This is a genomic window from Arthrobacter sp. 10N418 (genome assembly GCF_056394725.1).
In genome coordinates this window covers 1-22,120 of the sequence record NZ_JBFTIK010000034.1, presented here as the reverse complement: position 1 = coordinate 22,120, position 22,120 = coordinate 1, and the positions used below count along the sequence as shown (strand labels likewise).

Here is a 22,120-nt window from a genome sequence, read left to right as displayed (position 1 = left end):
CGCCAGGCCCTACACCTCAGAGACCGAACGCGTTGCCGCCTTCGAGCCCTGGCTGCACCACTACAATCACAACCGAGGCCACACCTCACTCAAGGGTCAAACACCCGCTAGCCGCGTCACCAACCTCCGTGGGTAATACACCTAGGCGGCCGCTAGCGGCAGCAGGCCGCCAGGGGGCTCTGTGGCGCGTTCCCCGGGCTGTTCCGCGGCGCCCCCGCCGATCGCTAGGATGGTAGCTGCGCCGAGGTGACATAGGCGCGCAGTTTGCTGCGCCCGGACCGCCGTATCAGGACCCTGACAGACGCTCCCGGCAGGCACCCACAGCCAAAGGAATCCCCCATGTCACAGAAATCACTGACCCTCCCCGCATCTGGACAGGCGGCCGGCCGCGGCCGCCGCCTGCTGGAAATCGCCGGCGCCGCCGCCATCGCCGCCACATACGTCTTCCTGGTCCTCACCCAGCCCGCGGACATCGCCAACGGCCCGGCCAGCTTCTCGGCACTCGTAGCCCTCGGCGGGTTCCTCCTCGGCGCGGTCCTGCTCATCGTCGCCGTGCTGCCCGTCCTGCCCACCTCCACCCTGGTCCTCATCCCCGTTGCGCTGGTGCTCAACGTCGTCCTCGGCCAGCTCATGGGAACCACCGGACTCCCGTTCTACTTCGACTCCATCGGCACGGTCCTGATCGCCGTCCTCGCCGGACCGGCCACCGGCGCCGCCACCGGCGCGCTCAGCAGCATCGTCTGGTCCTTCTTCAACCCCACCGTCCTGCCCTTCGCGGCCGGCGCGGCCCTCATCGGCTTCCTGGCCGGCCTGGCCGCCCGGAGCGGCCTCTTCCGCCGCTTCTACCTGGCGCCGGTGGCCGGGTTCGTCACCGGCGTCCTCGCGGGCGTCGTCTCCGCCCCGATCGCCGCCTTCGTGTTCGGCGGAACCTCCGGCATCGGCACCGGCGCGATCGTCAGCGCCTTCCGGGCCATGGGGGACACCCTGCTCGCAGCCATCACCAAGCAGGCACTGATCTCGGACCCGATGGACAAGGCGATCGTCTTTGCCGTCGCCGCGCTCCTGGTCTACGCCCTGCCCCGCCGCACCACCTACCAGTTCCCGTTCGTGCGGCGGTTCCGGGTCCTCGCCGGCAAAGCGCCGGAACAGCCCAAGGCCCAGCCCGAAGCCTGAAGACCATGCCCCCGCGACTCCACCCGCTCACGGCGCTGACTGCGGCCGCCAGCGCTGCAGTCATCACGACGGCGGCTGCCAGCTGGCCGCTGTCCCTCGCCGTAGCCGCAGTCGCGGTTGCGCTTGCTGCGCGCGGCGGCGTCGCAGGGCGGGTGCTGACCGCAGCCGGAGTGATTCTGGCGCCCTTATGCTTCTCCCTCCTGGTGCTGCATGGGCTGTTCTTCCCGGAAGGCCACACCGTCCTGGCCCAGTGGGGCCCGGCCCGTGTCACCGCGGAGGGACTGGATTTCGCGCTGGACCTCGCCTCCCGCACCGCCGCGTGCGTGCTCGTGTTGCTGCTCTTTTCCTTCACCGTCAGCGTCGCGGACCTGGTTGCTGCCCTGGCCGCCCGCAGGGTGCCGCCACAGTTCGGGTTCGTCCTGGCGTCCACCCTGACCCTCGTGCCGGCCATCGCGGGCCGGCTGCACGGCATCCGGCAGGCCCAGGAGGCGCGCGGGCTGGTACTGCGCGGCGGCGTCCTCGCCAGGATCGGGGCCGTGCGGCTGCAGATGGTACCGCTGGTCCTGGGGCTCATCGAGGATGCAGGCAACCGGGCGCAAGCCCTCGACGCCCGGGGCTTCGGCAGCCCGGGCCCGCGCACGAGCTACCGCGACGTCCGTGATTCGTCCGCCCAGCGGCGCTTCCGCATAGCGGCGCTGCTGCTCGCCGCCGGGGCAGCCGTCGTCCGGCTGGCACTGTCCTGGCCCGCTGCGGGGTCGTCGTGAGTGCCACGACCCGGCCGGCGCTCATCGCGCAGATCGCCGGGTTCACCTTCCACGGGGATACCGTGGCCGCCCTGCACGGCGTCGGGCTGTCGGTTGCGCCGGGCAGCCTGACCGCCGTCCTGGGCGGATCCGGGAGCGGAAAATCCACGCTTGGGAAACTGCTGGCCGGCTGGCTCCGGGCCGGCCACGCGGGACAGCTCCGCGGCAGCCTGGAGCTCGACGGTACCCGCCTGGACTTCCGCGGCGTGCCGGAGGACCCCCGGATCAACTCCGCCGAATGGTCCCGCCGCGTGGCCTTCGTCCCGCAGGACGCGGCCGCGATGCTTTCCACGGTGCGCGCCACAGTCGCGGAGGAGCTGGCCTTCGGCCTGGAAAACCGCGCGACGCCACGGGTGGACATGCTCCGCGCCGTGGAGCGCACCGCCGCGCGGACGGGCCTGTCAGGGCTGCTGGACAGGGACCCGGCCACGCTCTCCGGGGGAGAGCTGCGGAGGCTCGCCCTGGGCTGCGCCGTCATTGCGGAACCGGACATGCTCATTCTGGACGAGCCGCTGGCATCACTGGACGCGGCGGGGGCCGCGCAGATTGAGGACCTGGTCCGCAGCCTCTGCGCCGCCGGAACCGGCGTGGTCCTGCTGAGCCAGGCGGCCGAGCGCCTGGCCGGTGAAGCGATGTACTGGACCGTGCTCGACGGCGGCACTGTCACCGCCGCGGGTGCGCCGGCGCTGCTGCTCGGCTCTGCTGAGCTGGAGCGTGCGGGGGTGCTCGGTGCCGGCGGTACAGGCACGGGTGTCGTGCGACCCGTTGGCGTCCGCGGAGTCCCGGGCTGCGGTCCCGCATCTGCCGCCGCTTCCCGCCCCGGGCCGGCATCGCTTGAATTGTGCGGGGTTGGGTTCGCGTACGGCCGGGGCCCGGGGCGGCGGGGGACCATGCCGCAGGAACGGATCCTGCGCGACGTGGACTTCGCTGTGTGCCCCGGCGAGATCGTCGCTGTAACGGGCCCCAACGGCGCCGGCAAATCCACCCTTCTGCGGCACTTCAACGGGCTGCTGCGCCCGTCCGAGGGAGACGTGCGGGTCTGCGGGCGCAGCATCGCCGGCGTGCCGGTGGGCACGGTCGCGGCCTCCATCGGCCTGCTCTTCCAGCACCCCCGGGACCAGCTCTTCGAACGGACCGTCCTGCGCGAAGCCTCGTTCGGGCTCCGGCAGCAGTTCGGGAAGGCCGACGCCGAGGGCCGGGCCCGGGAGGCGCTGGCGGCCGTCGGCCTTTCCGTGGCTGACGAAACCAGCCACCCGGCCGAACTGCCCGCCTCACAGCAGCGGCTGCTCGCCTTGGCCTCGGTCCTGGCCCGCGACCCGGCCGTGCTGGCCCTGGACGAGCCCACCGTCGGGCTGGACCGGAACGGACTCGAACGGCTGGGTCGGGCCGTTCACGCAGCGGCGGCGCGGGGCACCGCCGTCGTCATGGTCACCCACGATCTCGCCTACGCCCGGGCCACCGCGCACCGGATCCTCGAGCTCGACGGCGGCCGGCTCCGCGAGGCCTGAACCGCAGCCGCTGCCGCTCCGCGGCGTCCTTGCAGACGAAAACGCCGCCGCCCGGCTGCTGCAGACGTGCAGTGCGGACGGCGGCGCCAAGTGGAGAGCCCGGGGCCGGCGAAGCCGGGGCCAGCCCGGCCCTAGGCCGGAGCCGAGGCTACGCCGGGTGCCAGGAACTTCCTGCCGTTGACCCGCTCCGAGGCGCCCACCCGGTCCAGATACGGGGTGATGCCGCCGAGGAACATCGGCCAGCCGGCGCCCAGGATCATGCAGAGGTCGATATCCTCCGGACCAGCCACCACGCCCTCCTCGAGCATGAGCCCGATTTCCTCGGCCAGCGCATCCTGGGTGCGGCGCAGGACCTCCCCGCCGGTGGAGGGGGTGTTGCCGAAGGACATGAGCGCGAGGGTCCCGGCGGGGATGAATGGCTTGCCGTCCGGACCCAGCGCCTGGGCCCCGTTCTCTATGGCCCAGATGGACTTCACGCCGTTGTCGATGAGGTTCTGCAGGTTCTCCGAGACACTGAAACGGTCCCCGAACGCGGCGTGCAGGGACTCCTGGACGTGCTGCGCCACCGGCAGCCCCACCATCGCCCCGAGCACGAAAGGAGTCATCGGCAGGCCCATGGGCCGCAGCGCGTTGTCCGCCACGTCGGCGGGCGTTCCTTCGTCGAAGGCCGCGGTGACTTCACCCATGAGGCGCAGCAGGACACGGTTGACCACGAACGCGGCGGCGTCCTTGACCAGCACGGCGGACTTCTTGAGTCCCTTGGCGAGCTCGAACGCGGTGGCCAGCACGGCGTCGTCGGTTTTCGGGGCCCGGACGATCTCCAGCAGGGGCATGACGGCCACCGGGTTGAAGAAGTGGAAGCCCACCAGCCGCTCCGGGTGCTCCAGGTCCTCCGCCATGGCGGTGATGGACAGCGAGGACGTGTTGGTGGCCAGGACGCACTCGGCCGACACAATCGCCTCGACCTCCTTGAAGACCTGCTTCTTGACGTTGAGCTCTTCGAAGACGGCTTCGATCACGAAGTCGGCATCAGCGAACGCCTCCTTGGAGACCGATCCGCTGACCAGTGCCTTGGTCCGGTTGGCGGCGTCCGGGCTGATCCGCTTCTTCGCCAGGAGCTTGTCCACCTCGGCCTGGACGTAGCCGACGCCCTTGTCCACCCGGGCCTGGTCGATGTCGGTCATGACGACCGGCACCTTGAGCTGGCGGGCGAAGAGGAGCGCGAGCTGGCTCGCCATCAGGCCGGCGCCGACGACGCCGATTTTCGTCACCGGGCGCGCGAGCTTGCGGTCCGGAGCGCCGGCGGGACGTTTGGCCCGGCGCTGCACGAGGTCCAGGAACGCGTAGACGGTCGACCGGAACTCCTCTGTCTGCATGAGGTCCGCCAGGGTCTCGCACTCGAGCTCGGCCGACTGGGCCTGGGTCAGGGTGCGGTTGGCCTCCAGGACATCCAGGACCTTGGCCGGCGCGGGGGAGGCGTTGGAGGTCTTGGTCTCCACGAACGCGCGCCCTGCCGCGATTGCGGCCGCCCAGCGGGCGGCAACCTCAGGATCGGCCGGGTCGACGGCGTTGGTCCGCTCCGGTGCCACTGCACCGGCGATCACCTGGGCGGCCCAGGCGACGGACTGCTCCACGAAGTCGGCCGGCTCGAACATGGCATCTGCCACGCCCAGCTGGTAGGCCTGCGGCCCGGTGAGGGTGCGGTTGTTGCTCAGCGGGTTCTCGATCATGACCTTGAGGGCGTTCTCCGGCCCGATGAGCCGCGGCAGGATGTAGACCCCGCCCCAGCCCGGGATGAGCCCGATGAACGCCTCCGGCAGGGCCAGCGCGCCGGCGCCGGTCGACACCGTACGGTAGGTGGACTGGAGGGCGATCTCGAGGCCGCCACCTAGGGCAAGGCCGTTGATGAAGGCGAAGCTGGGCACGCCGAGGTTGGCCAGGGTGGCGTAGACCTCGTGGCCGAGCTGGGCCATCCAGAGGCCCTGCTCGCGGCCGCTGACGGACTTGACCGTGGAAAGGTCCGCGCCGGCGACGAGGAAGTACGGTTTGCCGGTGACGCCGACGCCGACGATCTCGCCGCGCGCGGCACGCTCCTTCAGCCCTTCCAGGACGGTGCCGAGCTCGACCAGTGTGTTGGGTCCGAGCGTGGTCGGCTTGGAGTGGTCCAGGCCGTTGTCCAACGTGATCAGCGCAAAGGTGCCGGGGCTGTCTTTGCCGCCCACCGCGGGAAGCTGGATGTCCTGGACATAGGAGTGGGTGATGGTCTCGTTCGGGAAGAGATCGGCAAGCTTGCGGAAATCGGCGGCGCTCATGCTGCGGCTCCAGTCTCGGTGGTGGCGGAATCGGTGCTGTCTGCGGCTGACGTGGCTGTGTCAGCCAGGGCAGTGCCGTAATCCGTGTGGTGCGGGTTCTCCCAGATCACGGTGGCGCCCATGCCCAGGCCGATGCACATGGTGGTCACTCCGTAGCGCACGAACGGGTCCTCCTCGAACTGCCGGGCGAGCTGGTTCATCAGCCGGACGCCAGAGGAGGCAAGCGGGTGTCCGACGGCGATCGCCCCGCCGTAGCGGTTGACCCGGGGGTCGTCGTCGGCGATTCCGAAGTGGTCCAGGAAGCTGAGCACCTGGACGGCGAAGGCTTCATTGATCTCGAAGAGCCCGATGTCCGCGATGCCGAGTCCGGCGTTCTTGAGGGCCTTCTCCGTGGCGGGGACGGGCCCGATGCCCATGAGTTCGGGTTCCACGCCGGCGAACGCGTAGCTGACCAGGCGCATCCTGACCGGCAGGCCGAGCTCCTCGGCGGCATCGGCGGAGGCCAGGAGGGCGGCCGTGGCGCCGTCGTTCAGGCCTGCGGCGTTCCCCGCGGTGACGCGGCCGTGGGCCCGGAACGGTGTGCGCAGCGCTGCGAGGTCTTCAACCGAGGTTCCCGGGCGCGGCGGCTCGTCCACGGTGTTGACGGTCCAGCCCTGGCCGGGCTTCATGGTCGCGACGGGCACGAGGTCGGGCTGGATCTGTCCCTTGCCGTAGGCGGCCGCGAGCTTGTCCTGGGAGGCGACGGCGTACGCGTCGGTGCGGTCCTTGGTGATGGCGGGGAAACGGTCGTGCAGGTTCTCTGCGGTGTTGCCCATGTTCAGGGCGGCGGGATCGACGATGCGTTCTGACATGAAGCGCGGATTCGGGTCGGCGCCTGCGCCCATCGGGTGGTTGCCCATGTGTTCCACGCCGCCGGCGATCACGACGTCGTAGGCGCCGAAGCCGATACCGCTCGCCGTCGTGGTCACGGCGGTCATGGCGCCGGCGCACATGCGGTCGATCGCGAAGCCGGGCACGGTCCGGGGGAGTCCGGCGAGCAGGGCAGCGGTGCGGCCGATGGTCAGGCCCTGGTCGCCGGTCTGGGTCGTGGCCGCGATGGCGACCTCGTCGATCCGTTCGGCAGGCAGGGACGGGTTGCGGCGCATCAGTTCGCGGATGCACTTGACCACGAGGTCATCGGCACGGGTTCCGGCGTAGATTCCCTTTTCGCCGGCGCGGCCGAACGGGGTGCGGACGCCGTCGACAAAGACGACGTCGCGGATGGTGCGGGGGCTCGCGCTGCCGTTTCTTCCGCTGCTGCGGGGTTCGCTCACGTGTTACTCCTCATTGAGACATGGGTGCCGGATACCGTCCCGGTGGCAGGAACAGCCAGGGGGTACAGGGAATCCGGGCGACATCATGCATCATGTTACTCGTCGGTAACATAGCTGGCAAGGAATGGGAGCAGGTGCGCGGAGAGGGCGCGGCGGCCAGGGGTCCAGGGACCCGCGGATTATAGGGCGGAACCCGACGCCGTTTCCACGGCGGCCTTGCGTTCATTGACCGGCAGCGGCGCCGGGTTGAGGAAGGCTCCGGCGATCAGCGGTGCGGTGATTTCGATCTGCCACTGCCGTGCCCCCAGGTTCGCCAGCTCCTCCGCCACGCCTTCCTCGCTCAGTTCCGCCGGCGGACGCCATGCCACGCGGCGGAGAAAGTCCGGGGTCAGCAGGTTCTCGACCGGAAGGTTCAGTTCCTCGGCCCGTGCCTGGAGCTTGGGCCGGGCCGTCGCGAGCCGGGCGGCGGCTTCCGGATCCCGGTCGGCCCAGACCCGCGGGGGCGGGGGCGCGTTGGTGGCCAGGTGCAGGGGAGGGAGTTCCTCCAGCGCCCGCGCGGTGCTGATGCAGCGCAGCCAGCGCGGGGCCTCGCGCTGGGCAGCCCGGCCGTGGAAGCCCTTGGTGGCCAGGAGCTGGGGAACGGTGGCCGGCATGGCCTTGGCGGCGGCCACGAGGGCCGAGTCCGGGATCAGCCGGCCCGGTGCGACGTCGCGCTTTTGTGCCAGCGAGTCGCGTTCCAGCCAGAGCTCACGGACGGCGGCCAGCTGGCGGCGGTCCCGGATCTGGTGGAGTCCGGAGGTCTTGCGCCAGGGGTCGACCCTGGGCGGGGCCTGTCCTGCTTCAAGGATCGCGGCGAATTCCTGCTCTGCGAAGTCGAGTTTGCCGTCGGCGACGAGGAGTTCGATGAGTTCCTCGCGCAGCTCGGTGAGGACCTCGACGTCGAGTGCGGCGTAGCGGAGCCAGGGCTCCGGCAGCGGGCGGGTGGACCAGTCGGCGGCGGAATGTTCCTTGGCGAGGCCGAAGCCCAGGAGCTGTTCGATGACGGCGGCGAGGCCCACCCGGGGGAGCCCTGCCAGCCGCGCGGCGAGTTCGGTGTCAAAGAGTTTGTCGGGCCACATGCCGAGTTCGGACAGGCAGGGAAGGTCCTGGCTGGCGGCGTGGAGGATCCATTCGACCCCGCGCAGGGCGTCGTTGATGATCCGCAGGTCGCCGAAGGGCTCGGGGTCGATCAGCCAGGTTCCGGAGCCTTCGCGCCGGATCTGGACGAGGAAGGCGCGCTGGCCGTAGCGGAATCCGGAGGCACGTTCAGCGTCCACTCCCGCCGGGCCGCGGCCTGCGGCGAGGGCCGCGGCGCAGCGTTCCAGGCCCGCGGGCGTCTCAATGACAAGCGGCACTCCGTCGCGGGGGGCGTCGAGGTCAATGACCTCGGGGACCAGGCTGTCGAAGCCTTCCACCGTGATGTGGGCTGTGGTGTCCGCGGCGTCTGTCGTACTTTCAACGCCGCCGGCGGCGGTGATTTCCGGATTTTGAGGGGTCATGATCTCTCCAGTTTACCGACAACGTGGCGTATAAGGCCGCGACGCGGGCTGAAACGGCGTGATCGCGCGTGTCATCGGGGGCGCCGGGGGAGCGCGGACACGCCCTCAGGCAGCGGCGGCAGGCCGGCGAACGTGCAGACCATGTCCGACCACGCTTCCAGGTGCGTGGTGATGTCCGGAGTGGCGGGGGTCCACGACGCCCGGAGTTCAATGTCGATCGAGTCCGGCCTGTCGGAGAGCGTTCCGAAGCTTTCGGACAGCACCCGGGTGGCCGTTCCGCCGGCCGAGCGGTAGGGCGCCTGGTGGTTCTCGAGGGCTTCGACGAGCCACGCCCAGGCGACGGAGCCGAGGAGTTCATCGTTGCCCATTTCGGGTTCGAGCTGGGCACGGATGTAGGTGACGATCCTGAACTCCCCGTCCCACACCGCGGATCCGTCGGGGTCGTGGAGGAGGATGAAGCGGCCGGTGGCCAGCTCGACGTCGTCGTTGCCGGAAGCGCGTTCAAAGGCGGCGGTGGCCGGCCCGTGGATCATGGCGGTTTCGGCGGCGCCGCCGGATCCGATGACCTCTGCCCCCAGGGCGACGGCGAAACGTGCGAGCCGGGAGGGGGCCGGAATCTCCTCAAGGTGCAGTTCGCTGCGGCATCGTGCGTTTCGAAGGGTTCCCAGGGCGAACAGAAAGTCTGCGGGAACCTGGTCGAGTGAGCTCACAATGGCAGGTTATGCAACAGCCGGTCCCCGGCACGGCAGGCTCGCCGCCGGGCCGGGGATGACGTGCAGGACTCAGACGGCAGCGAGTTCGCGCTTGATGGCCGCAATGAAGGAGTCAACGTCTTGCTCTGTGGTGTCAAAGGAGCACATCCAGCGGACTTCGCGGGCCGCCTCGTTCCAGTCGTAGAAGCGGAAGGACGTGCGCAGGCGGTCTGCCACGCCGGCGGGCAGCACGGCGAAGACGCCGTTGGATTCCGTCTTCTGGCTCAGTTCGACGCCGGGGATCGACTCGACACCGGCGCGCAGCCGGGCGGCCATGGCATTGGCATGCGCGGCCGAGCGCAGCCACAGATCGCCTTCGAGCAAGGCGATGAACTGGGCCGACATGAAGCGCATCTTGGAGGCGAGCTGCATGTTCATCTTGCGCAGGTAGACCAGGCCGTGGGCGGCTTCCGGGTTGAGAGCGACGACGACCTCGCCGAACAGCAGGCCGTTCTTGGTGCCGCCGAAGGAGAGGATGTCCACGCCGGCGTCGCGGGTGAAGGCCCGCAGCGGAAGGTTAAGGTGTGCGGCGGCGTTGGACAGCCGGGCACCGTCCATGTGCAGTTTCATGCCCTTGGAATGGACGTGCTCCGCGATGGCCCGGACTTCCTCCGGCGTGTAGCACGTGCCGAGCTCCGTGGTCTGGGTGATGGACACGGCAAGCGGCTGGGCCCGGTGTTCGTCGCCCCAGCCCCAGGCTTCGCGGTCGATGAGCTCGGGCGTGAGCTTGCCGTCCGTCGTGGGGACCTGGAGGAGTTTGATGCCGCCGATCCGTTCCGGTGCGCCGTTCTCGTCCATGTTGATGTGCGCCGTGGAAGCACAGATGACCGCACCCCAGCGGGGCAGCAGGGACTGGAGGGACAGGACGTTAGCGCCCGTGCCGTTGAAGACGGGGAAGCATTCGATCCCGGCGCCGAAGTGCTCTTCCATGAGCTGCTGCAGCCGCGCGGTGTAGTCATCCTCGCCGTAAGAGACCTGGTGGCCTTCATTGGCGGCGGCGAGGGCCGCCAGTACTTCGGGGTGGACGCCCGAGTAGTTGTCCGAGGCGAACCCGCGGACCGATGGATCGTGGAGCCGCACCGCAGTGCTGGCAGGGGCAGTTTCAACTGTGCTTGTCATCGCTTTACTCACGCTTTCAGTCTAAGGAGATCCGGGCTCATCGGCTAAGCAGCAGCCGCTGGCCGTTCAGTTCTGCCGCGGAGGAGGTGAAGAGCCCGACGGCGGCGGCGGCCAGGTCGTCCACGTCGGTGAACCCGGGGAACGCGCGTTCGGGGGACCTGGTGCGCATCGTCGCGTCCACGAGGGCCTTCACCACGAGGATGGCCGCGGCGCTCCGCTGCGCCACCGGGGCGTCCTTGTGGCCGCACTGGGCCCGGTGGAAGCCGTCTGCGACCGCCAGGGTCCAGGCTTCGGCGGCGGCCTTGGCCGCCACATAGCTGGCACCTCCCGCCGTCGGTTTGCCGACGGCTGTGGAGGAGACCATGGCAAAGCGTCCTGTGCCGGAGGCTGCGAGGTCATCGAAGAATACCCGGGTGACGTTGCGCAGGGTGGTGATGGCGCTCCGCTCCAGGAAGTCCCAGTCCTCGTCGCTCTGGTCGGTGATGCCCTTCGCGCCGCGCCAGCCGCCCACGAGGTGGATGACGCCGTCGACGCTTCCGGCTCTTTCGGCCAGATCCGCGCGAAGGGCGCGGACGCTCTCCAGGTCCGCGAGGTCGCAGGTGAGCGGCGTGACGCCGGGACCGGCTTCGGCGGCGGCCGCTTCGATACGTGGCCCGTCCGAGCCGACGGTGAAGACCGTGTGGCCAGCCTCGCGGAGGGCGCGGGCGGCAGCGATCCCGGAAGGGCCGCTGCCGCCTGCCACCACGACGTTCAGGGTGCGTCCGGCGCTCATCCGGCGTTCATGGCCCGGGTGGAGCTGGCAGTATCGGACGTGCCGGTGATGCCGGCCGTGGACTCAATGACGGGGCGCATCTTCTTTTCCAGGGCCTCGTAGAACATCGAGAGCGGGAATTCGTCGTCGAGGACCTGGTCCGTGAGGCCGCGCGGCGGGCCGGCCAGCGGCAGCGCATCCGGACCCTTGGCCCAAACAGAGGCAGGGTTGGGCGTGACCGTGCCGGAGATCAGTTCATAGGCGGCCAGCCAGTGGGCCATCTTGGGGCGGTCGATCGAGCGCCAGTAGAGTTCCTCGATCCGCGCACCGAGTGCAACCACGACGTCGGCAACTTCGTCCCAGTCGATGCTGAGCTTGCTGTCGGTCCAGTGCAGGACGTGGTGCTGGTGCATCCACGCGAAGAGCAGCTGGCCGCCGAGGCCGTCGTAGTTGCGGACCCGGTTGCCGGTGATCGCGAAGCGGAAGATGCGGTCGAAGATGACGGCGTACTGGACAAGTTTGGCGTGCCGGCGGGCGTCCGGGTCAGCGTCCTCGTCCTTCTCGATCTTCACCGACTCGCGGAAGGCGGTCAGGTCGCAGCGCAGTTCCTCAAGCGAGTAAAGGAAGAACGGCATGCGCTGCTTGATCATGAAGGGATCGAACGGCAGGTCGCCGCGCATGTGCGTGCGGTCGTGGATCAGGTCCCACATGACGAACGTTTCCTGCGTCAGCTCCTGGTCCTCGAGCAGCGCGGCTGCGTCCTCGGGCAGCTGCAGGGACGTGATGTCCGCGGCGGCGCGGAGCACGCGGCGGAAACGGGCCGCCTCGCGGTCGGCGAAGATCGCGCCCCACGTAAACGTCGGGGTTTCCCGGACGGCGACGGTTTCAGGGAAGAGGACGGCGGAGTTGGTGTTGTACCCCGGAGTGAAGTCGAGGAAGCGGATCGGGACGAACAGTTTGTTGGAGTATTCGTCTTCTTCCAGTCCGGCGACGAACTCGGGCCAGATGACCTCGATCAGGACAGCCTCGACGTGGCGGTTGCTGCTGCCGTTCTGGGTGTACATCGGGAACACTACGACGTGCTGAAGCCCGTTGACCCGGTGCTGCTGCGGCTGGAAAGCCTGCAGGGAATCCAGGAAGTCCGGGACGCCGAAGCCGCTATCGGCCCAGCGGCCGAAGTCGGTGACAAGCAGCTCCAGGTAGCGGGCGTCGTGCGGGAAGGACGGGGCCAGGGCGGTGACCGCTGCGGTGATGGTTCCGACGTGGCCAGCCGCGGCTTCGTGGGCTGCGGCATCCGGCACGGATCCGTCCTGGCTCTGGAGTGCCTGGAGGGCGGTGGCTGCGGCCTTGAGGCGCAGCCATTCCTGGTTGCCGGCCGTGATCGGGGCGGGGGCGGTGAGAGCGGTCGTGGTCATCGTCGACGGTCGCCTTTCTGGTTGCTTGGAACGTCTTTCCCGAGCGTAGCAAGCAATCAGAACCTCTAATGCAAAATCAGGCCGAGCATAAGAAACTCTGTGGCAAATGGGGCCGGCAGCCTGCCCCAGGTACAGCGGGGGCAGGGCTGCCGAATCCCGGCGTGGAGCGGGGCCGAAGGTCCGGCCCCTGGTGTGTGCTGCCTACGGGCGGGTCTCGTCCGCCGGGACCAGCTTCAGGGACACCGAGTTGATGCAGAAGCGCTGATCCGTGGGAGTGCCGTACCCCTCGCCGCCGAAGACATGGCCCAAATGGGAATCGCACGTAGCGCAGCGGACCTCGACGCGCTCCATGCCGAGCGTGCGGTCGTGGATGTAGCGGACGGTTCCATCCGCGAGCGGAGCCCAGAAGGACGGCCAGCCGCAGTGCGAATCGAACTTCTCCTTGCTCGTGAACAGTTCGGTGCCGCAGGCCCGGCACTGGTATACGCCCGCAGTATGGGAGTCCCAGTACTCGCCGGTGTACGGCCGCTCGGTGCCGGCCTGCCGGAGCACCCGGTACTCCTCCGGGGTGAGCTCCTGGCGCCACTGCTCGTCGGTCTTCGCCGCGGCTGTCTTGTCCGCGACTGTCTTGTCTGTGGCTGACGTCTCCGCGGCAGTCCGGTCCGCGGGCGGTGACGCCGGAGCGACAGGGCCGGCGGCGGGCGACGGGGCAACGGATGTGTTCTCTGACCTCTTGCTGAAGATGCTCATAGCCTCAATAACGCTCAGGAGTCGCCGATAAATCCCGAACCGGCGTACAAGTGCAGCACGGGCACGCCGAGCCGGTCCTGGGCCTTGTTGGCCCAGTCGGTGTGGAACGTGTCGGCCAGGGCGTGGGGACGGGTGATCACGACAGCCTGTCCGGCGCCGAGTTCTTTGACTTTGGCGACGAGGCCCTCAACGGCTCCGCCTTGGACCACTTCGCCGGTGACCCCGCCGCCGATTCCGCCCAAGGCCGCGAGCGAGGAGGCCAGGGTCTCGGCGGCTGCCGCCCGTTCAGCGGCGGGACTGTGCGCCTGGGCCGTGAGTTCACGGAAGGCCTTTGCGATCTCCAGCATGGAGAGGCTTTCCAGGAAGTCCACCACCAGGTGACGCTCGGTGTTGCCGGGGACCAGGACCATCAGGGGGGCATCACCGCCGGCAACCAGGGTTTCAATGTTGACGCGGTCATCCGCACCTAGGGGCTCTTCTGTCAAGATGACGATTGGATCACTCATGACCCCAGCCTAGTCGTGCACTTCCGGCCCCGCACTGTTGTGTCCGCGCGGGAAATCCCCGTGTCCGCTCCGGCGGCGGCAGGCCGTTGAACAGGCAGGATGCCTGCCTTGGCTGGGACTTCAGTCAGAATGGTGGCATGGCATCATCCCTGCGCCTCCTGGCAGACCCGCAACGGACCCCGGCCGCCCGTGGAGCCTCTCCCGGCGCGGAGGGCGCCGAGGCCATCGTGCCCGGAAGCGCCAGGTGGGCCGTCGGCGGCATCATTGGCGGCAGCGCCGCAGCGGGCCTGCTCGCGGCCGGTTCCTCGGCGCTCGCGCTCTATTTTGCCCGCCGCGTCATCACCCCGGCCCGGGTCCGCGAGCAGGACCAGGAGGTCCTGGCCGTGATTCGTGCCGGGCGGGGCCTGCAGGTCATCCTCGCGGCCACGCCCGATGCGACCGTGGACGGCGTCTACGGGCTCTTCTTCGATGGCGGCCGCGGCCACGCCCGGATCGGCCGTATCCTGTCCTACTCTCCGGCCGAACGCACCGTGCTGCGCGAAGTCGAGGCCGTCTACAGCGGCGATCTCTCGACCGCGCGGCGCGGATCCTGGAGTGGTGCCGCCTATCCGGATCCCGCCGCGATCGGCCTTGCCGCGGAGGAGGTCCTCGTACCGGTCGACGGCGGCACTGCGCCGGCGTGGCTGATCAGGGCTGCGCCGGCCTCGGACGTCTGGGCCATCATGGTGCACGGACGCGGAGCCACGAGGCAGGAAGGCCTCAGGGCTGTCCGCACGGTCCGGGACCTGGGCATGTCCTCTCTCCTGATTTCCTACCGCAACGACGGCCTGGCGCCCTCGGCCCAGGACGGACGTTACGGGCTCGGCTCCACTGAATGGCGCGACGTTGAGGCTGCCATCAGTTACGCCCTTGCGCAGGGCGCGCGCGAAGTGGTGTTGTTCGGCTGGTCCATGGGCGGGGCGATCTGCCTCCAGACCGCAGACCTGTCGCGGCACCACCACCTGATCCGGGCGATGGTGCTGGACGCACCCGTGATCAACTGGGTCAACGTGCTGGCGCACCATGCCGAGCTGAACCGGATTCCTTCAGCCGTGGGCCGCTACGGCCAGCTGATGCTCGGCCATCCCCTCGGCCGGCGGCTGACGGGCCTGGCCGCCCCGGTCGACCTGAAAGCGATGGACTGGGTATCCCGTGCAGTGGAGCTCAGGACGCCGACCCTGATCCTGCACAGCGTTGACGACGAATACGTTCCCTACGGTCCCTCTGCGGCCCTGGCGGAGAAGAACCCGGACATGGTCACGTTCGAACCTTTCAGCACCGCCCGGCACACGAAGGAATGGAATGTCGATCCGGAACGCTGGGAGCGGCTGGTCACTGCCTGGCTGCGGCAGCAACTGGCCCCGCGCCCGAACCCCGGACAGCCGCATCCGGCGACGTGAGCTGCGCCGGAGCGGCACGCCGGCGATCTTTGGCGCTAACACCGGCGTGGGGCCTTGGTGGTGTCAGTGCCTGCCGGTGCCGATCGGCGCCGTGCGCGCGTCCGTTAGACGGATCAGCTCCGACGGGTCCAGCTCAATATCCAGTCCGCGGCGTCCGCCGGAGATGAGGATCGTCTCCAGTTCCAGGGCGCTGTCGTCGATGACAGTGGGGGAGGACTGGCGCTGGCCGAGAGGGGAGATGCCGCCGAGGACATAGCCGGTCCGGCGCTCCGCCGACGCCGGGTCCGCCATCGCCGCCCTCTTGCCGCCGAGGGCCGCGGCCATCGCTTTGAGGTCCAGGTTTCCGCTCACCGGTACGACGCCGACGGCGAGCCGGCCGTCGACGTCGACCATCAAGGTCTTGAACACCCTGGCCGGATCGATGCCGAGCACATCAGCGGCTTCCATGCCGTAGCTGGCGGCCGCCGGATCATGGGCGTACGGGTGCGCGACAAAAGGAACCCCGGCGGCCGCGAGTGCCGCGGTGGCCGGAGTCCCCTGGGACGGAAGTTTGCGGGCCACAGTGGATGTCCGTGGGGGTCAGGACTGCGGGGCCGCGGAGTCCGCGCGGGCCATCGCGGCCACTTTGCGCTTGATCCGGCCCAGCATCGCCGTCATGCCGCGCATGCGCAGGGGCGTGATGGCCCGGGTGAGGCCGAGCAGTTCCGGCATGTCGTCAGGAACCGCCAGGATCTCCGCGGCACTGAGCCCGTCGAGTCCTTCATGGAGCACACCGGCGAAGCCGCGGGTGGTCGGGGCCTCTTGCGGCGCTTTGAAAAAGAGCCGCACCCGGGCAGGCGCACCGTCGTCGGGTTCCTCGGTCTCGATGGTGAGGAACAGCGGCGTCTGGCATTCGACCACCTGCTCCATTAGCTCCGGGTGGTCCTTGAACCGTTCCGGAAGCTCCGGTAGTCCGCGCGAGAACTCAAGGAGCAGCTGCAGCCGATCGGATTCGGTCAGGGCCTGGAAGTCGTCAACGATGTCCGCCAGCGCGGCGGGGAGGGCAGAAGTATTCATCCCTCCCAGCTTACGCACGGCAGGCGTTTGTGTCCCGATCGGTTCCGTCCCCGGCCGCACAGGACCGCCCCCTGCCCTATCTGGCCGCAGGGACGGTGCCGCGCTCGGCGCCCTTGACGATGGGAACGCGAACGGCGTTGCCCCACTCGGTCCACGAGCCGTCGTAGTTTCGGACGGAGTCGAAGCCCAGGAGGTACTTCAGGGCGAACCAGGTGTGGCTGGATCGTTCGCCGATGCGGCAGTAGGCCACGACGTCGTCGCCGCTCTTGAGTCCAGCCTCACCCAGGTACAGTGCCTCGAGTTCGGGGCGGTTGCGGTAGGTGCCGTCCTCGGCTGCCGCGCGGGCCCACGGGATGGAGGCCGCCGTCGGGATGTGCCCGCCGCGCAGGGCGCCCTCTTCCGGGTAGGCTGGCATGTGGGTGCGCTGGCCGGTGTATTCCTCGGTGGACCGGACGTCGATCAGCGGCTTGCCGAAGTGGGCCAGGACATCGTCCTTGAAGGCGCGGATGGGGGCATCGTTGCGTTCCACGACGGGGTACTCGCCGGGGACCGGGACTGTGGTGTCCGTGGTGAGGGCGCGGCCCTCGGCGATCCACTTGTCCCGGCCGCCGTCCAGGAGCCGCACGTCCTCGTGGCCGAAGAGCGTGAAGACCCACAGGGCATATGCGGCCCACCAGTTGGACTTGTCGCCGTAAATGACCACGGTGGAGTCGCGGGAGATGCCCTTGGATGCGGCCAGTGCGGCAAAGGCCCCACCGTCGACGTAGTCGCGGGTGACCTCATCGTTCAGGTCCGTGTGCCAGTCGACCTTCACGGCTCCCGGGATATGGCCGGTCTCGTAGAGCAGCACGTCCTCGTCGGACTCAACCACCACCAGCTTGCCGCCGTCGAGGGCGCCGGCCTCCAGCGCCGCGGCAAGCCCCTCGGTGGAAACGAGGCGCTGCGGGTGGGCGTAGGCGGCGAACTTCTCGTTCTGCTCAACGGGGTAGGGCATTGCGATGGCCTTTCACTGAAGCGGTCGGGAGGCCGGGCCGTGGGGGAATCGAACGGGCGCCGGGCCTGGTACAACACTAGCCACGCCCGGGCAGGAATGCTCCCCCTATGTTCACAGTCGGAAATATGGCCTTCATCACGCACCGGCCGATGATGGGCCGTTGCCGCGGGCGCCCGGCCGGGTGGCCAACAAGCCAGGCCGGCAACGTGGCCAACAAACCCGGCCGGCATTGCCGGTATCGTTTCTGGGGACAAGAGACCAGCAGAACGGACCACCTTGGTACAGATCGAACAGCTCGCCGCCAGAACACCGGCAGTTTCCGTGGACGAACTCCTCAAGGGGTTCTATCCGTCGCCGCGTTTTGGCAAGGTGTCGTTTTCCAGCTACCGGCCGGATCCGTCCCAGCCCAGCCAGGCCCATGCTGTCCGTGAGCTGGAGGGTTTCGCGGCGGGTGTGGGCGCGCGCGACGGTGACGGCCTGTTCAAACGGCTCTTCGGCAAGAAGGACACCTCCCGGGCAGGGATCTACCTTGACGGCGGTTTCGGCGTAGGCAAGACCCACCTGCTGGCCTCGCTGTGGCACGCCGCCCCGGGACCCAAGGCCTTCGGCACTTTCGTGGAGTACACGAACCTGGTCGGGGCGCTGTCCTTCCGCAAGACCGTCGAGGCGCTGAGCCACTACAAGCTCGTATGCATCGACGAGTTCGAGCTCGACGATCCCGGGGACACCGTGCTCATGTCCCGGCTCATGCGGGAACTCGCCGACGCCGGCGTCAAGCTCGCCGCCACCTCCAACACCCTGCCAGGTTCCCTGGGTGACGGCCGCTTCGCCGCCGTCGACTTCGCCCGCGAGATCCAGGTGCTGGCGGACCAGTTCGACGTCGTCAGGATCGACGGCGAGGACTTCCGCCACCGCGGCCTCCCGGCGGCGCCGCTGCCGCTGCGCAATGATGACCTGACCCACCACATGCACGCCGAATTTGACGGCAAGACCGTGGCGCGGGACGAGTTCAGCACCCTGATCAACCACCTCGCAGGGGTCCACCCGAGCCGCTACCGGCAGCTCATTGAGGGCATCGAGGGCGTGGTCTGGAAAAACGTGCACACCATCACCGAGCAGGCCGTCGCGCTGCGCTTCGTGGTGCTGGCGGACCGGCTGTACGACAAGGACGTTCCCATCCTCGCCAGCGGTGTGCCGTTCGATCAGCTCTTCACAGAGGAAATGATGACCGGCGGCTACATGAAGAAGTACTTCCGGGCCGTCTCACGATTGACCGCCCTGGCCCGTGAGGGCCAGAACCACGAGCCGTCTTAAGCCTTAATTCCGAGCGCGGGGTCACCTTCCAACGCCGGGTCACCTACGGCCCATCCTGACGCACCGGATGGGCCGAAGGTGCCCCCGCGTTGGCTCTTGGCGTTGGCCGAAAACCTGGCCAAGAAACGCCAAAGGTGCCGGCGCCGCCTCTCGGCGGGACCGGCACCTCGGTGACGTATTTGGGTCAGAGGCCCTGCTGCCGGGGTTCCCCGGCTACAGGAGGCACTCCGGCGACGGGAGTCTCGGCGACTGGGGCCGTCTGCGGCCGGTCGTCTGCCTTGTCCACGTAGTCGGAGGCGCCACGCTGCACTGCATCGATCTTGTCGGCGTACTTTCCGCCGGTCTTCGAGTCGACGAAATCGCCGGCCTTCTCGATGCCGTCCTTGATGGCTTGTTCATTGCCACCAATTACTTGCTGAGCCTTGCCCTTTAGATCGTCAAGTAAACCCACGGGCACCTCCCTTCGGTCGCGGAGCCAGAGCGCTCCTAGCGCTTTCGATCCTATCCGGCGGTGCTGGGCGTGCCAAGGGTGTAAGCCCAGGGGAGAAGACCCGGCGGCATGAACTGGAACGTGGAACGGGCGGTCCCGGTGACAGACAAGAAAAAAGCAACCCCCGGGGGAGCTGCTCTGTGTGGTGGGCGATACTGGGATCGAACCAGTGACCTCTTCCGTGTCAGGGAAGCGCGCTACCGCTGCGCCAATCGCCCGCAACCGGAAAGATCCGGAGTGGAGTTGTTTGAATCCAGTACATAAGAGAGCGGACGACGAGATTCGAACTCGCGACATCCACCTTGGCAAGGTGGTGCTCTACCAGCTGAGCTACGTCCGCATTTTAGTCCATGCCGGCTGTGCCGGTGGTACTGCATCAAGCAAGTTCCCTTGCTCTGGTGGGCGATACTGGGATCGAACCAGTGACCTCTTCCGTGTCAGGGAAGCGCGCTACCGCTGCGCCAATCGCCCCTTGCATCCGGCCAAGACCGGAAACCAGGGTTTTCACCGAGGTGGGTACGGGATTCGAACCCGTGTATACGGCTTTGCAGGCCGCTGCCTCGCCTCTCGGCCAACCCACCGTGTAGGCAGGATTCCGAAGAACCTTTGCCGTGACAGTGTCCTGCGAGCGGACGACGAGATTCGAACTCGCGACATCCACCTTGGCAAGGTGGTGCTCTACCAGCTGAGCTACGTCCGCATTGTTGTCAGCATTTCCGCGCCGCAATCGGCATTTCCTCGCGTTCCAACGAGTAAGAACTCTATAGGAGGTTAGGGGAATCTACAAATCGCGCGGACGACCCTCCCTGCGGAGGGCCCTGCTTCGTTGGATTCTAGGGGATTTTACGAATTACAATGCTGTAATTCGAGGTGCCGTGCCGGTACCCGGAGTCCTGCTCGTCAGCGCCCGACGGCGGCTTTCTGGGCGATCCCTCAGTGACGCATTTCGCTGCCAAGCCCGCGGGGGAGGGCCGGATTTCTAAAATCCGCCCCGGTGGGCTAGCATTCAATGTCGTTGGGGCGATTGGCGCAGTGGTAGCGCGCTTCGTTCACACCGAAGAGGTCACTGGTTCGAACCCAGTATCGCCCACCCACGAAATGGTCCGTTCCGCTCAGTCAGCGGGGCGGGCCATTTTTTGCTTTGCCCTCCTTGTCTGACCCCTGTGAAAGAGTCTTTCCATGACCGCTCCGCTCCTCGCCCACGCCACCGACCACGGCCGGATGTACGCTCGATCGACGTCCGAGCAATTCTCCGTCCCTTCGATCACCACGGTTATCGGACAGCAGCCCCATGGCCTCGACGGTTGGTTCGGATATATGGGAGCCAACAGCCTCGCCCAGGATCCGGCCCTTCCCGCCATCCTGGGGAGCCCGGCCAAGCTGCGTCAGGCGGTCAGCCGTGCGGCGAAGGCTGCGGAAACGTACCGGGACGACGCCGCGAAACGTGGCGACCGTGTCCACAACTATTGCGAGCAGGTTGCGCTGCGTGCCCTCGGCCGGCCGCACCAGATGAAGGAAACGCGGGAGGCCCTGGCGGCCAACGGCGAGGAAGCCTTCGCGGCCCGCTTCGACGAGTGGTGGGAGCTCTTCCAGGTGGAGCCGATCGCGCCGGAGATCACCGTCTGGAATAAGACGGTCGGCTACGCGGGCACCCTGGACCTCGTCGCAAAGATCAATGGCCGCACGTGCCTTATCGACTACAAGACCAAGGGCACCAGCCGCGACGGCACCGTCAAGCCACTCGATGACAAAGTCGTCATGCAGCTCGTGGCAGGCATGAAGGCTGAGGAAAGCCTCGTCGATCCCGTGGCTGGGGAGTGGGAGGCCTGGCAACACGGCGAATCCCCGATCCTGCTGGCGGTCGCTGTAGGCGAGACGGAGGTCCGACCGCTGCGGGCCAATCCGGACGTCCTCAAGCACCACTGGTGGAAGTTCTGCGCCCTCCGCCGCGTGTGGGAGATGTCGGCTGACACTGCCACAGCCGGAGCGGCACTCCTCCCGCTGGCGCCGCCCGCGCTGGCCCCGGGCCCCCGGCGCTGAGATCGAAGCGGGCCGGCTCATCTCTCCACGAGTCCTGAGGTACCGCTCCAGTCCGGGACTGTGAATCATGGTTCCGACGCCGCTCCGCCCGGCGGTTGCCGCCACTAGGGGCGAGGGTCACTCGCCGGTGCGTCGGTCACGCCGCCCCCTGTGGTTGCCCGGCTGGGCCCCCACTTGCCGCCGCTGCCACCAGCGTTGCCATCACCGACCGCCGCTGTCAGGGTAATGCCGCGGTCACGCGGCCGCGCTGAGGTCGGCGGGTTTGAAGTAGTGGTTGCGGCGGGGGTGTTGCTTGGGGTCGAGGTGGGGTGGCGGGATGAACCAGGGGATCCCGGTGCGGACCTGGATGGTCCAGTGTTCCTTGTGGATCACGTGGTGGTGATGGGAGCACAGCAGTGCCCCGTTGTCCGTGCCGGAGGTCCCGCCGCGGGACCAGTAATCGATGTGGTGTGCTTCGCACCAGGGCGCGGGGATGGTGCAGCCGGGGAACGCGCAGCCCTGGTCCCGGGCGGTGAGGGCTTTGCGGATATGGGGCGGGAAGATCCTCGAGGCCCGGCCGATGTCCAGGATCCGTCCTCCGCCGCCGAGGACGACGGGGATGATGTCCGCGTCGCAGGCGATCTTCCGGACCGTGGAGGCTGTGACCGGCCCGGTGAACAGCAGCGTGCCCGTGTGCTCGAATGTCCGCGATGTGGATTCCGCGGTTGCCGGGCCTGCCGGGCCTGCCGGGCCGCCGCCTGAGCCAGCCGTTTCCGGGCCGCCGGCCGAAGCGCCCAGGCGGTCGAGCCGGGCCAGGAGGTCGCGGTAGTCGATGGTGACCATGACCTGCGGGCGCAGCCCGCCGGTG

The 22,120-nt window shown here is 68.4% G+C and carries 20 protein-coding genes, 6 tRNA genes and 1 pseudogene; 8 read left to right on the top strand and 19 right to left on the bottom strand.

The window, feature by feature from the left end; all coding sequences use genetic code 11:
* From AC1DCZ_RS18265 to AC1DCZ_RS18250, 4 genes and pseudogenes are all read left to right on the top strand, one after another.
* Positions 1–136: pseudogene (locus AC1DCZ_RS18265) on the top strand (IS481 family transposase); the annotation flags it as partial.
* 203 nt (positions 137–339) lie between these two features.
* Positions 340–1,173 carry an ECF transporter S component gene (locus tag AC1DCZ_RS18260; protein ID WP_476975852.1) on the top strand — a complete coding sequence of 278 codons (834 nt, stop codon included), beginning with the start codon at positions 340–342 and terminating at the stop codon, positions 1,171–1,173.
* 5 nt (positions 1,174–1,178) lie between these two features.
* Positions 1,179–1,937 carry an energy-coupling factor transporter transmembrane component T gene (locus AC1DCZ_RS18255; protein WP_476975851.1) on the top strand — a complete coding sequence of 253 codons (759 nt, stop codon included), beginning with the start codon at positions 1,179–1,181 and terminating at the stop codon, positions 1,935–1,937.
* Positions 1,934–3,484, top strand: coding sequence for an ABC transporter ATP-binding protein (locus AC1DCZ_RS18250; RefSeq protein ID WP_476975850.1), 1,551 nt, complete (start codon positions 1,934–1,936; stop codon positions 3,482–3,484). The genes AC1DCZ_RS18255 and AC1DCZ_RS18250 overlap by 4 nt, the downstream gene beginning before the upstream one ends.
* A gap of 131 nt (positions 3,485–3,615) precedes the next feature.
* Here AC1DCZ_RS18250 and AC1DCZ_RS18245 read toward each other — a convergent pair whose 3' ends face one another.
* From AC1DCZ_RS18245 to AC1DCZ_RS18205, 9 genes are all read right to left on the bottom strand, one after another.
* On the bottom strand, positions 3,616–5,796 hold the full coding sequence (locus AC1DCZ_RS18245) for a 3-hydroxyacyl-CoA dehydrogenase NAD-binding domain-containing protein (protein ID WP_476975849.1): 2,181 nt from the start codon (positions 5,794–5,796) through the stop codon (positions 3,616–3,618).
* Positions 5,793–7,109, bottom strand: coding sequence for a thiolase family protein (locus AC1DCZ_RS18240; RefSeq protein WP_476975848.1), 1,317 nt, complete (start codon positions 7,107–7,109; stop codon positions 5,793–5,795). The genes AC1DCZ_RS18245 and AC1DCZ_RS18240 overlap by 4 nt, the downstream gene beginning before the upstream one ends.
* A gap of 179 nt (positions 7,110–7,288) precedes the next feature.
* On the bottom strand, positions 7,289–8,647 hold the full coding sequence (locus AC1DCZ_RS18235; RefSeq protein ID WP_476975847.1) for an HRDC domain-containing protein: 1,359 nt from the start codon (positions 8,645–8,647) through the stop codon (positions 7,289–7,291).
* 71 nt (positions 8,648–8,718) lie between these two features.
* The gene (locus AC1DCZ_RS18230; RefSeq protein WP_476975853.1) at positions 8,719–9,360 is read right to left on the bottom strand and encodes a DUF3000 domain-containing protein; all 642 of its coding nucleotides are present in this window, start codon (positions 9,358–9,360) and stop codon (positions 8,719–8,721) included.
* A gap of 69 nt (positions 9,361–9,429) precedes the next feature.
* Positions 9,430–10,518 carry a threonine aldolase family protein gene (locus AC1DCZ_RS18225; protein ID WP_476975846.1) on the bottom strand — a complete coding sequence of 363 codons (1,089 nt, stop codon included), beginning with the start codon at positions 10,516–10,518 and terminating at the stop codon, positions 9,430–9,432.
* Positions 10,519–10,555: 37 nt separating this feature from the next.
* Entirely contained in the window at positions 10,556–11,290 is a 735-nt protein-coding gene (locus tag AC1DCZ_RS18220) for an SDR family oxidoreductase (RefSeq protein ID WP_476975845.1), read from the bottom strand.
* Complete coding sequence (locus AC1DCZ_RS18215; RefSeq protein WP_476975844.1) at positions 11,287–12,684, bottom strand: DUF6421 family protein; 1,398 nt, start codon at positions 12,682–12,684, stop codon at positions 11,287–11,289. Before AC1DCZ_RS18215 ends, AC1DCZ_RS18220 begins: the two co-directional genes overlap by 4 nt.
* 201 nt (positions 12,685–12,885) lie before the next feature.
* Entirely contained in the window at positions 12,886–13,434 is a 549-nt protein-coding gene (msrB, locus tag AC1DCZ_RS18210; protein WP_476975843.1) for a peptide-methionine (R)-S-oxide reductase MsrB, read from the bottom strand.
* 14 nt (positions 13,435–13,448) lie between these two features.
* On the bottom strand, positions 13,449–13,940 hold the full coding sequence (locus tag AC1DCZ_RS18205) for a hypothetical protein (protein ID WP_476975842.1): 492 nt from the start codon (positions 13,938–13,940) through the stop codon (positions 13,449–13,451).
* 137 nt (positions 13,941–14,077) lie between these two features.
* On the opposite strand from AC1DCZ_RS18205, the gene AC1DCZ_RS18200 reads away from it, so the two are divergent.
* Positions 14,078–15,379 carry an alpha/beta hydrolase family protein gene (locus tag AC1DCZ_RS18200; protein ID WP_476975841.1) on the top strand — a complete coding sequence of 434 codons (1,302 nt, stop codon included), beginning with the start codon at positions 14,078–14,080 and terminating at the stop codon, positions 15,377–15,379.
* Between the two features lie 63 nt (positions 15,380–15,442).
* Here the strand turns inward: AC1DCZ_RS18200 and ybaK are convergent, their stop codons facing one another.
* The 3 genes from ybaK to AC1DCZ_RS18185 form a co-directional block, all read right to left on the bottom strand.
* On the bottom strand, positions 15,443–15,940 hold the full coding sequence (ybaK, locus tag AC1DCZ_RS18195; protein WP_476975840.1) for a Cys-tRNA(Pro) deacylase: 498 nt from the start codon (positions 15,938–15,940) through the stop codon (positions 15,443–15,445).
* Between the two features lie 18 nt (positions 15,941–15,958).
* A complete protein-coding gene (locus AC1DCZ_RS18190; RefSeq protein ID WP_476896784.1) occupies positions 15,959–16,435 on the bottom strand; it encodes a SufE family protein in 477 nt (158 codons plus the stop codon).
* A 76-nt stretch (positions 16,436–16,511) separates the two neighbouring features.
* Complete coding sequence (locus AC1DCZ_RS18185) at positions 16,512–17,429, bottom strand: sulfurtransferase (protein WP_476975839.1); 918 nt, start codon at positions 17,427–17,429, stop codon at positions 16,512–16,514.
* A gap of 276 nt (positions 17,430–17,705) precedes the next feature.
* Between AC1DCZ_RS18185 and zapE the strand changes: the two genes are divergently transcribed.
* Positions 17,706–18,743, top strand: a complete 1,038-nt coding sequence (gene zapE, locus AC1DCZ_RS18180) for a cell division protein ZapE (RefSeq protein WP_476975838.1) — start codon at positions 17,706–17,708, stop codon at positions 18,741–18,743.
* 184 nt (positions 18,744–18,927) lie between these two features.
* Here zapE and AC1DCZ_RS18175 read toward each other — a convergent pair whose 3' ends face one another.
* The 6 genes from AC1DCZ_RS18175 to AC1DCZ_RS18150 all read right to left on the bottom strand — a co-directional run bounded on the left by AC1DCZ_RS18175 (position 18,928) and on the right by AC1DCZ_RS18150 (position 19,933).
* Positions 18,928–19,194 carry an antitoxin gene (locus AC1DCZ_RS18175; RefSeq protein ID WP_476975837.1) on the bottom strand — a complete coding sequence of 89 codons (267 nt, stop codon included), beginning with the start codon at positions 19,192–19,194 and terminating at the stop codon, positions 18,928–18,930.
* Between the two features lie 182 nt (positions 19,195–19,376).
* A tRNA-Val gene (locus AC1DCZ_RS18170) sits at positions 19,377–19,451 on the bottom strand.
* Between the two features lie 49 nt (positions 19,452–19,500).
* A tRNA-Gly gene (locus tag AC1DCZ_RS18165) sits at positions 19,501–19,573 on the bottom strand.
* A gap of 56 nt (positions 19,574–19,629) precedes the next feature.
* Positions 19,630–19,704, bottom strand: a tRNA-Val gene (locus tag AC1DCZ_RS18160).
* Positions 19,705–19,743: 39 nt separating this feature from the next.
* Positions 19,744–19,814 (bottom strand) — tRNA-Cys (locus AC1DCZ_RS18155).
* Between the two features lie 46 nt (positions 19,815–19,860).
* Positions 19,861–19,933, bottom strand: a tRNA-Gly gene (locus tag AC1DCZ_RS18150).
* A gap of 318 nt (positions 19,934–20,251) precedes the next feature.
* On the opposite strand from AC1DCZ_RS18150, the gene AC1DCZ_RS18145 reads away from it, so the two are divergent.
* Positions 20,252–20,323: transfer RNA gene (locus AC1DCZ_RS18145), tRNA-Val, on the top strand.
* 89 nt (positions 20,324–20,412) lie between these two features.
* Positions 20,413–21,273: a cytochrome gene (locus tag AC1DCZ_RS18140; protein WP_476975836.1), complete on the top strand. Its 861-nt coding sequence runs from the start codon at positions 20,413–20,415 to the stop codon at positions 21,271–21,273.
* Positions 21,274–21,507: 234 nt separating this feature from the next.
* On the opposite strand, the gene AC1DCZ_RS18135 is transcribed toward AC1DCZ_RS18140, so the two are convergent.
* Positions 21,508–22,120 (bottom strand): HNH endonuclease (locus tag AC1DCZ_RS18135; protein WP_476975835.1); only part of this gene is annotated, 613 nt, incomplete at its 5' end.

Bases quoted from the DNA above. Each gene is read 5' to 3' on its own strand.
- AC1DCZ_RS18245 (WP_476975849.1), bottom strand. From the start codon at position 5,796: ATGAGCGCCGCCGATTTCCGCAAGCTTGCCGATCTCTTCCCGAACGAG.
- msrB (WP_476975843.1), bottom strand. From the start codon at position 13,434: ATGAGCATCTTCAGCAAGAGGTCAGAGAACACATCCGTTGCCCCGTCG.
- AC1DCZ_RS18200 (WP_476975841.1), top strand. From the start codon at position 14,078: ATGGCATCATCCCTGCGCCTCCTGGCAGACCCGCAACGGACCCCGGCC.
- AC1DCZ_RS18205 (WP_476975842.1), bottom strand. From the start codon at position 13,940: ATGAGTGATCCAATCGTCATCTTGACAGAAGAGCCCCTAGGTGCGGAT.
- AC1DCZ_RS18225 (WP_476975846.1), bottom strand. From the start codon at position 10,518: ATGACAAGCACAGTTGAAACTGCCCCTGCCAGCACTGCGGTGCGGCTC.
- AC1DCZ_RS18220 (WP_476975845.1), bottom strand. From the start codon at position 11,290: ATGAGCGCCGGACGCACCCTGAACGTCGTGGTGGCAGGCGGCAGCGGC.
- AC1DCZ_RS18140 (WP_476975836.1), top strand. From the start codon at position 20,413: ATGACCGCTCCGCTCCTCGCCCACGCCACCGACCACGGCCGGATGTAC.
- AC1DCZ_RS18255 (WP_476975851.1), top strand. From the start codon at position 1,179: ATGCCCCCGCGACTCCACCCGCTCACGGCGCTGACTGCGGCCGCCAGC.
- AC1DCZ_RS18235 (WP_476975847.1), bottom strand. From the start codon at position 8,647: ATGACCCCTCAAAATCCGGAAATCACCGCCGCCGGCGGCGTTGAAAGT.
- AC1DCZ_RS18215 (WP_476975844.1), bottom strand. From the start codon at position 12,684: ATGACCACGACCGCTCTCACCGCCCCCGCCCCGATCACGGCCGGCAAC.
- AC1DCZ_RS18260 (WP_476975852.1), top strand. From the start codon at position 340: ATGTCACAGAAATCACTGACCCTCCCCGCATCTGGACAGGCGGCCGGC.
- AC1DCZ_RS18190 (WP_476896784.1), bottom strand. From the start codon at position 16,435: ATGAATACTTCTGCCCTCCCCGCCGCGCTGGCGGACATCGTTGACGAC.
- AC1DCZ_RS18185 (WP_476975839.1), bottom strand. From the start codon at position 17,429: ATGCCCTACCCCGTTGAGCAGAACGAGAAGTTCGCCGCCTACGCCCAC.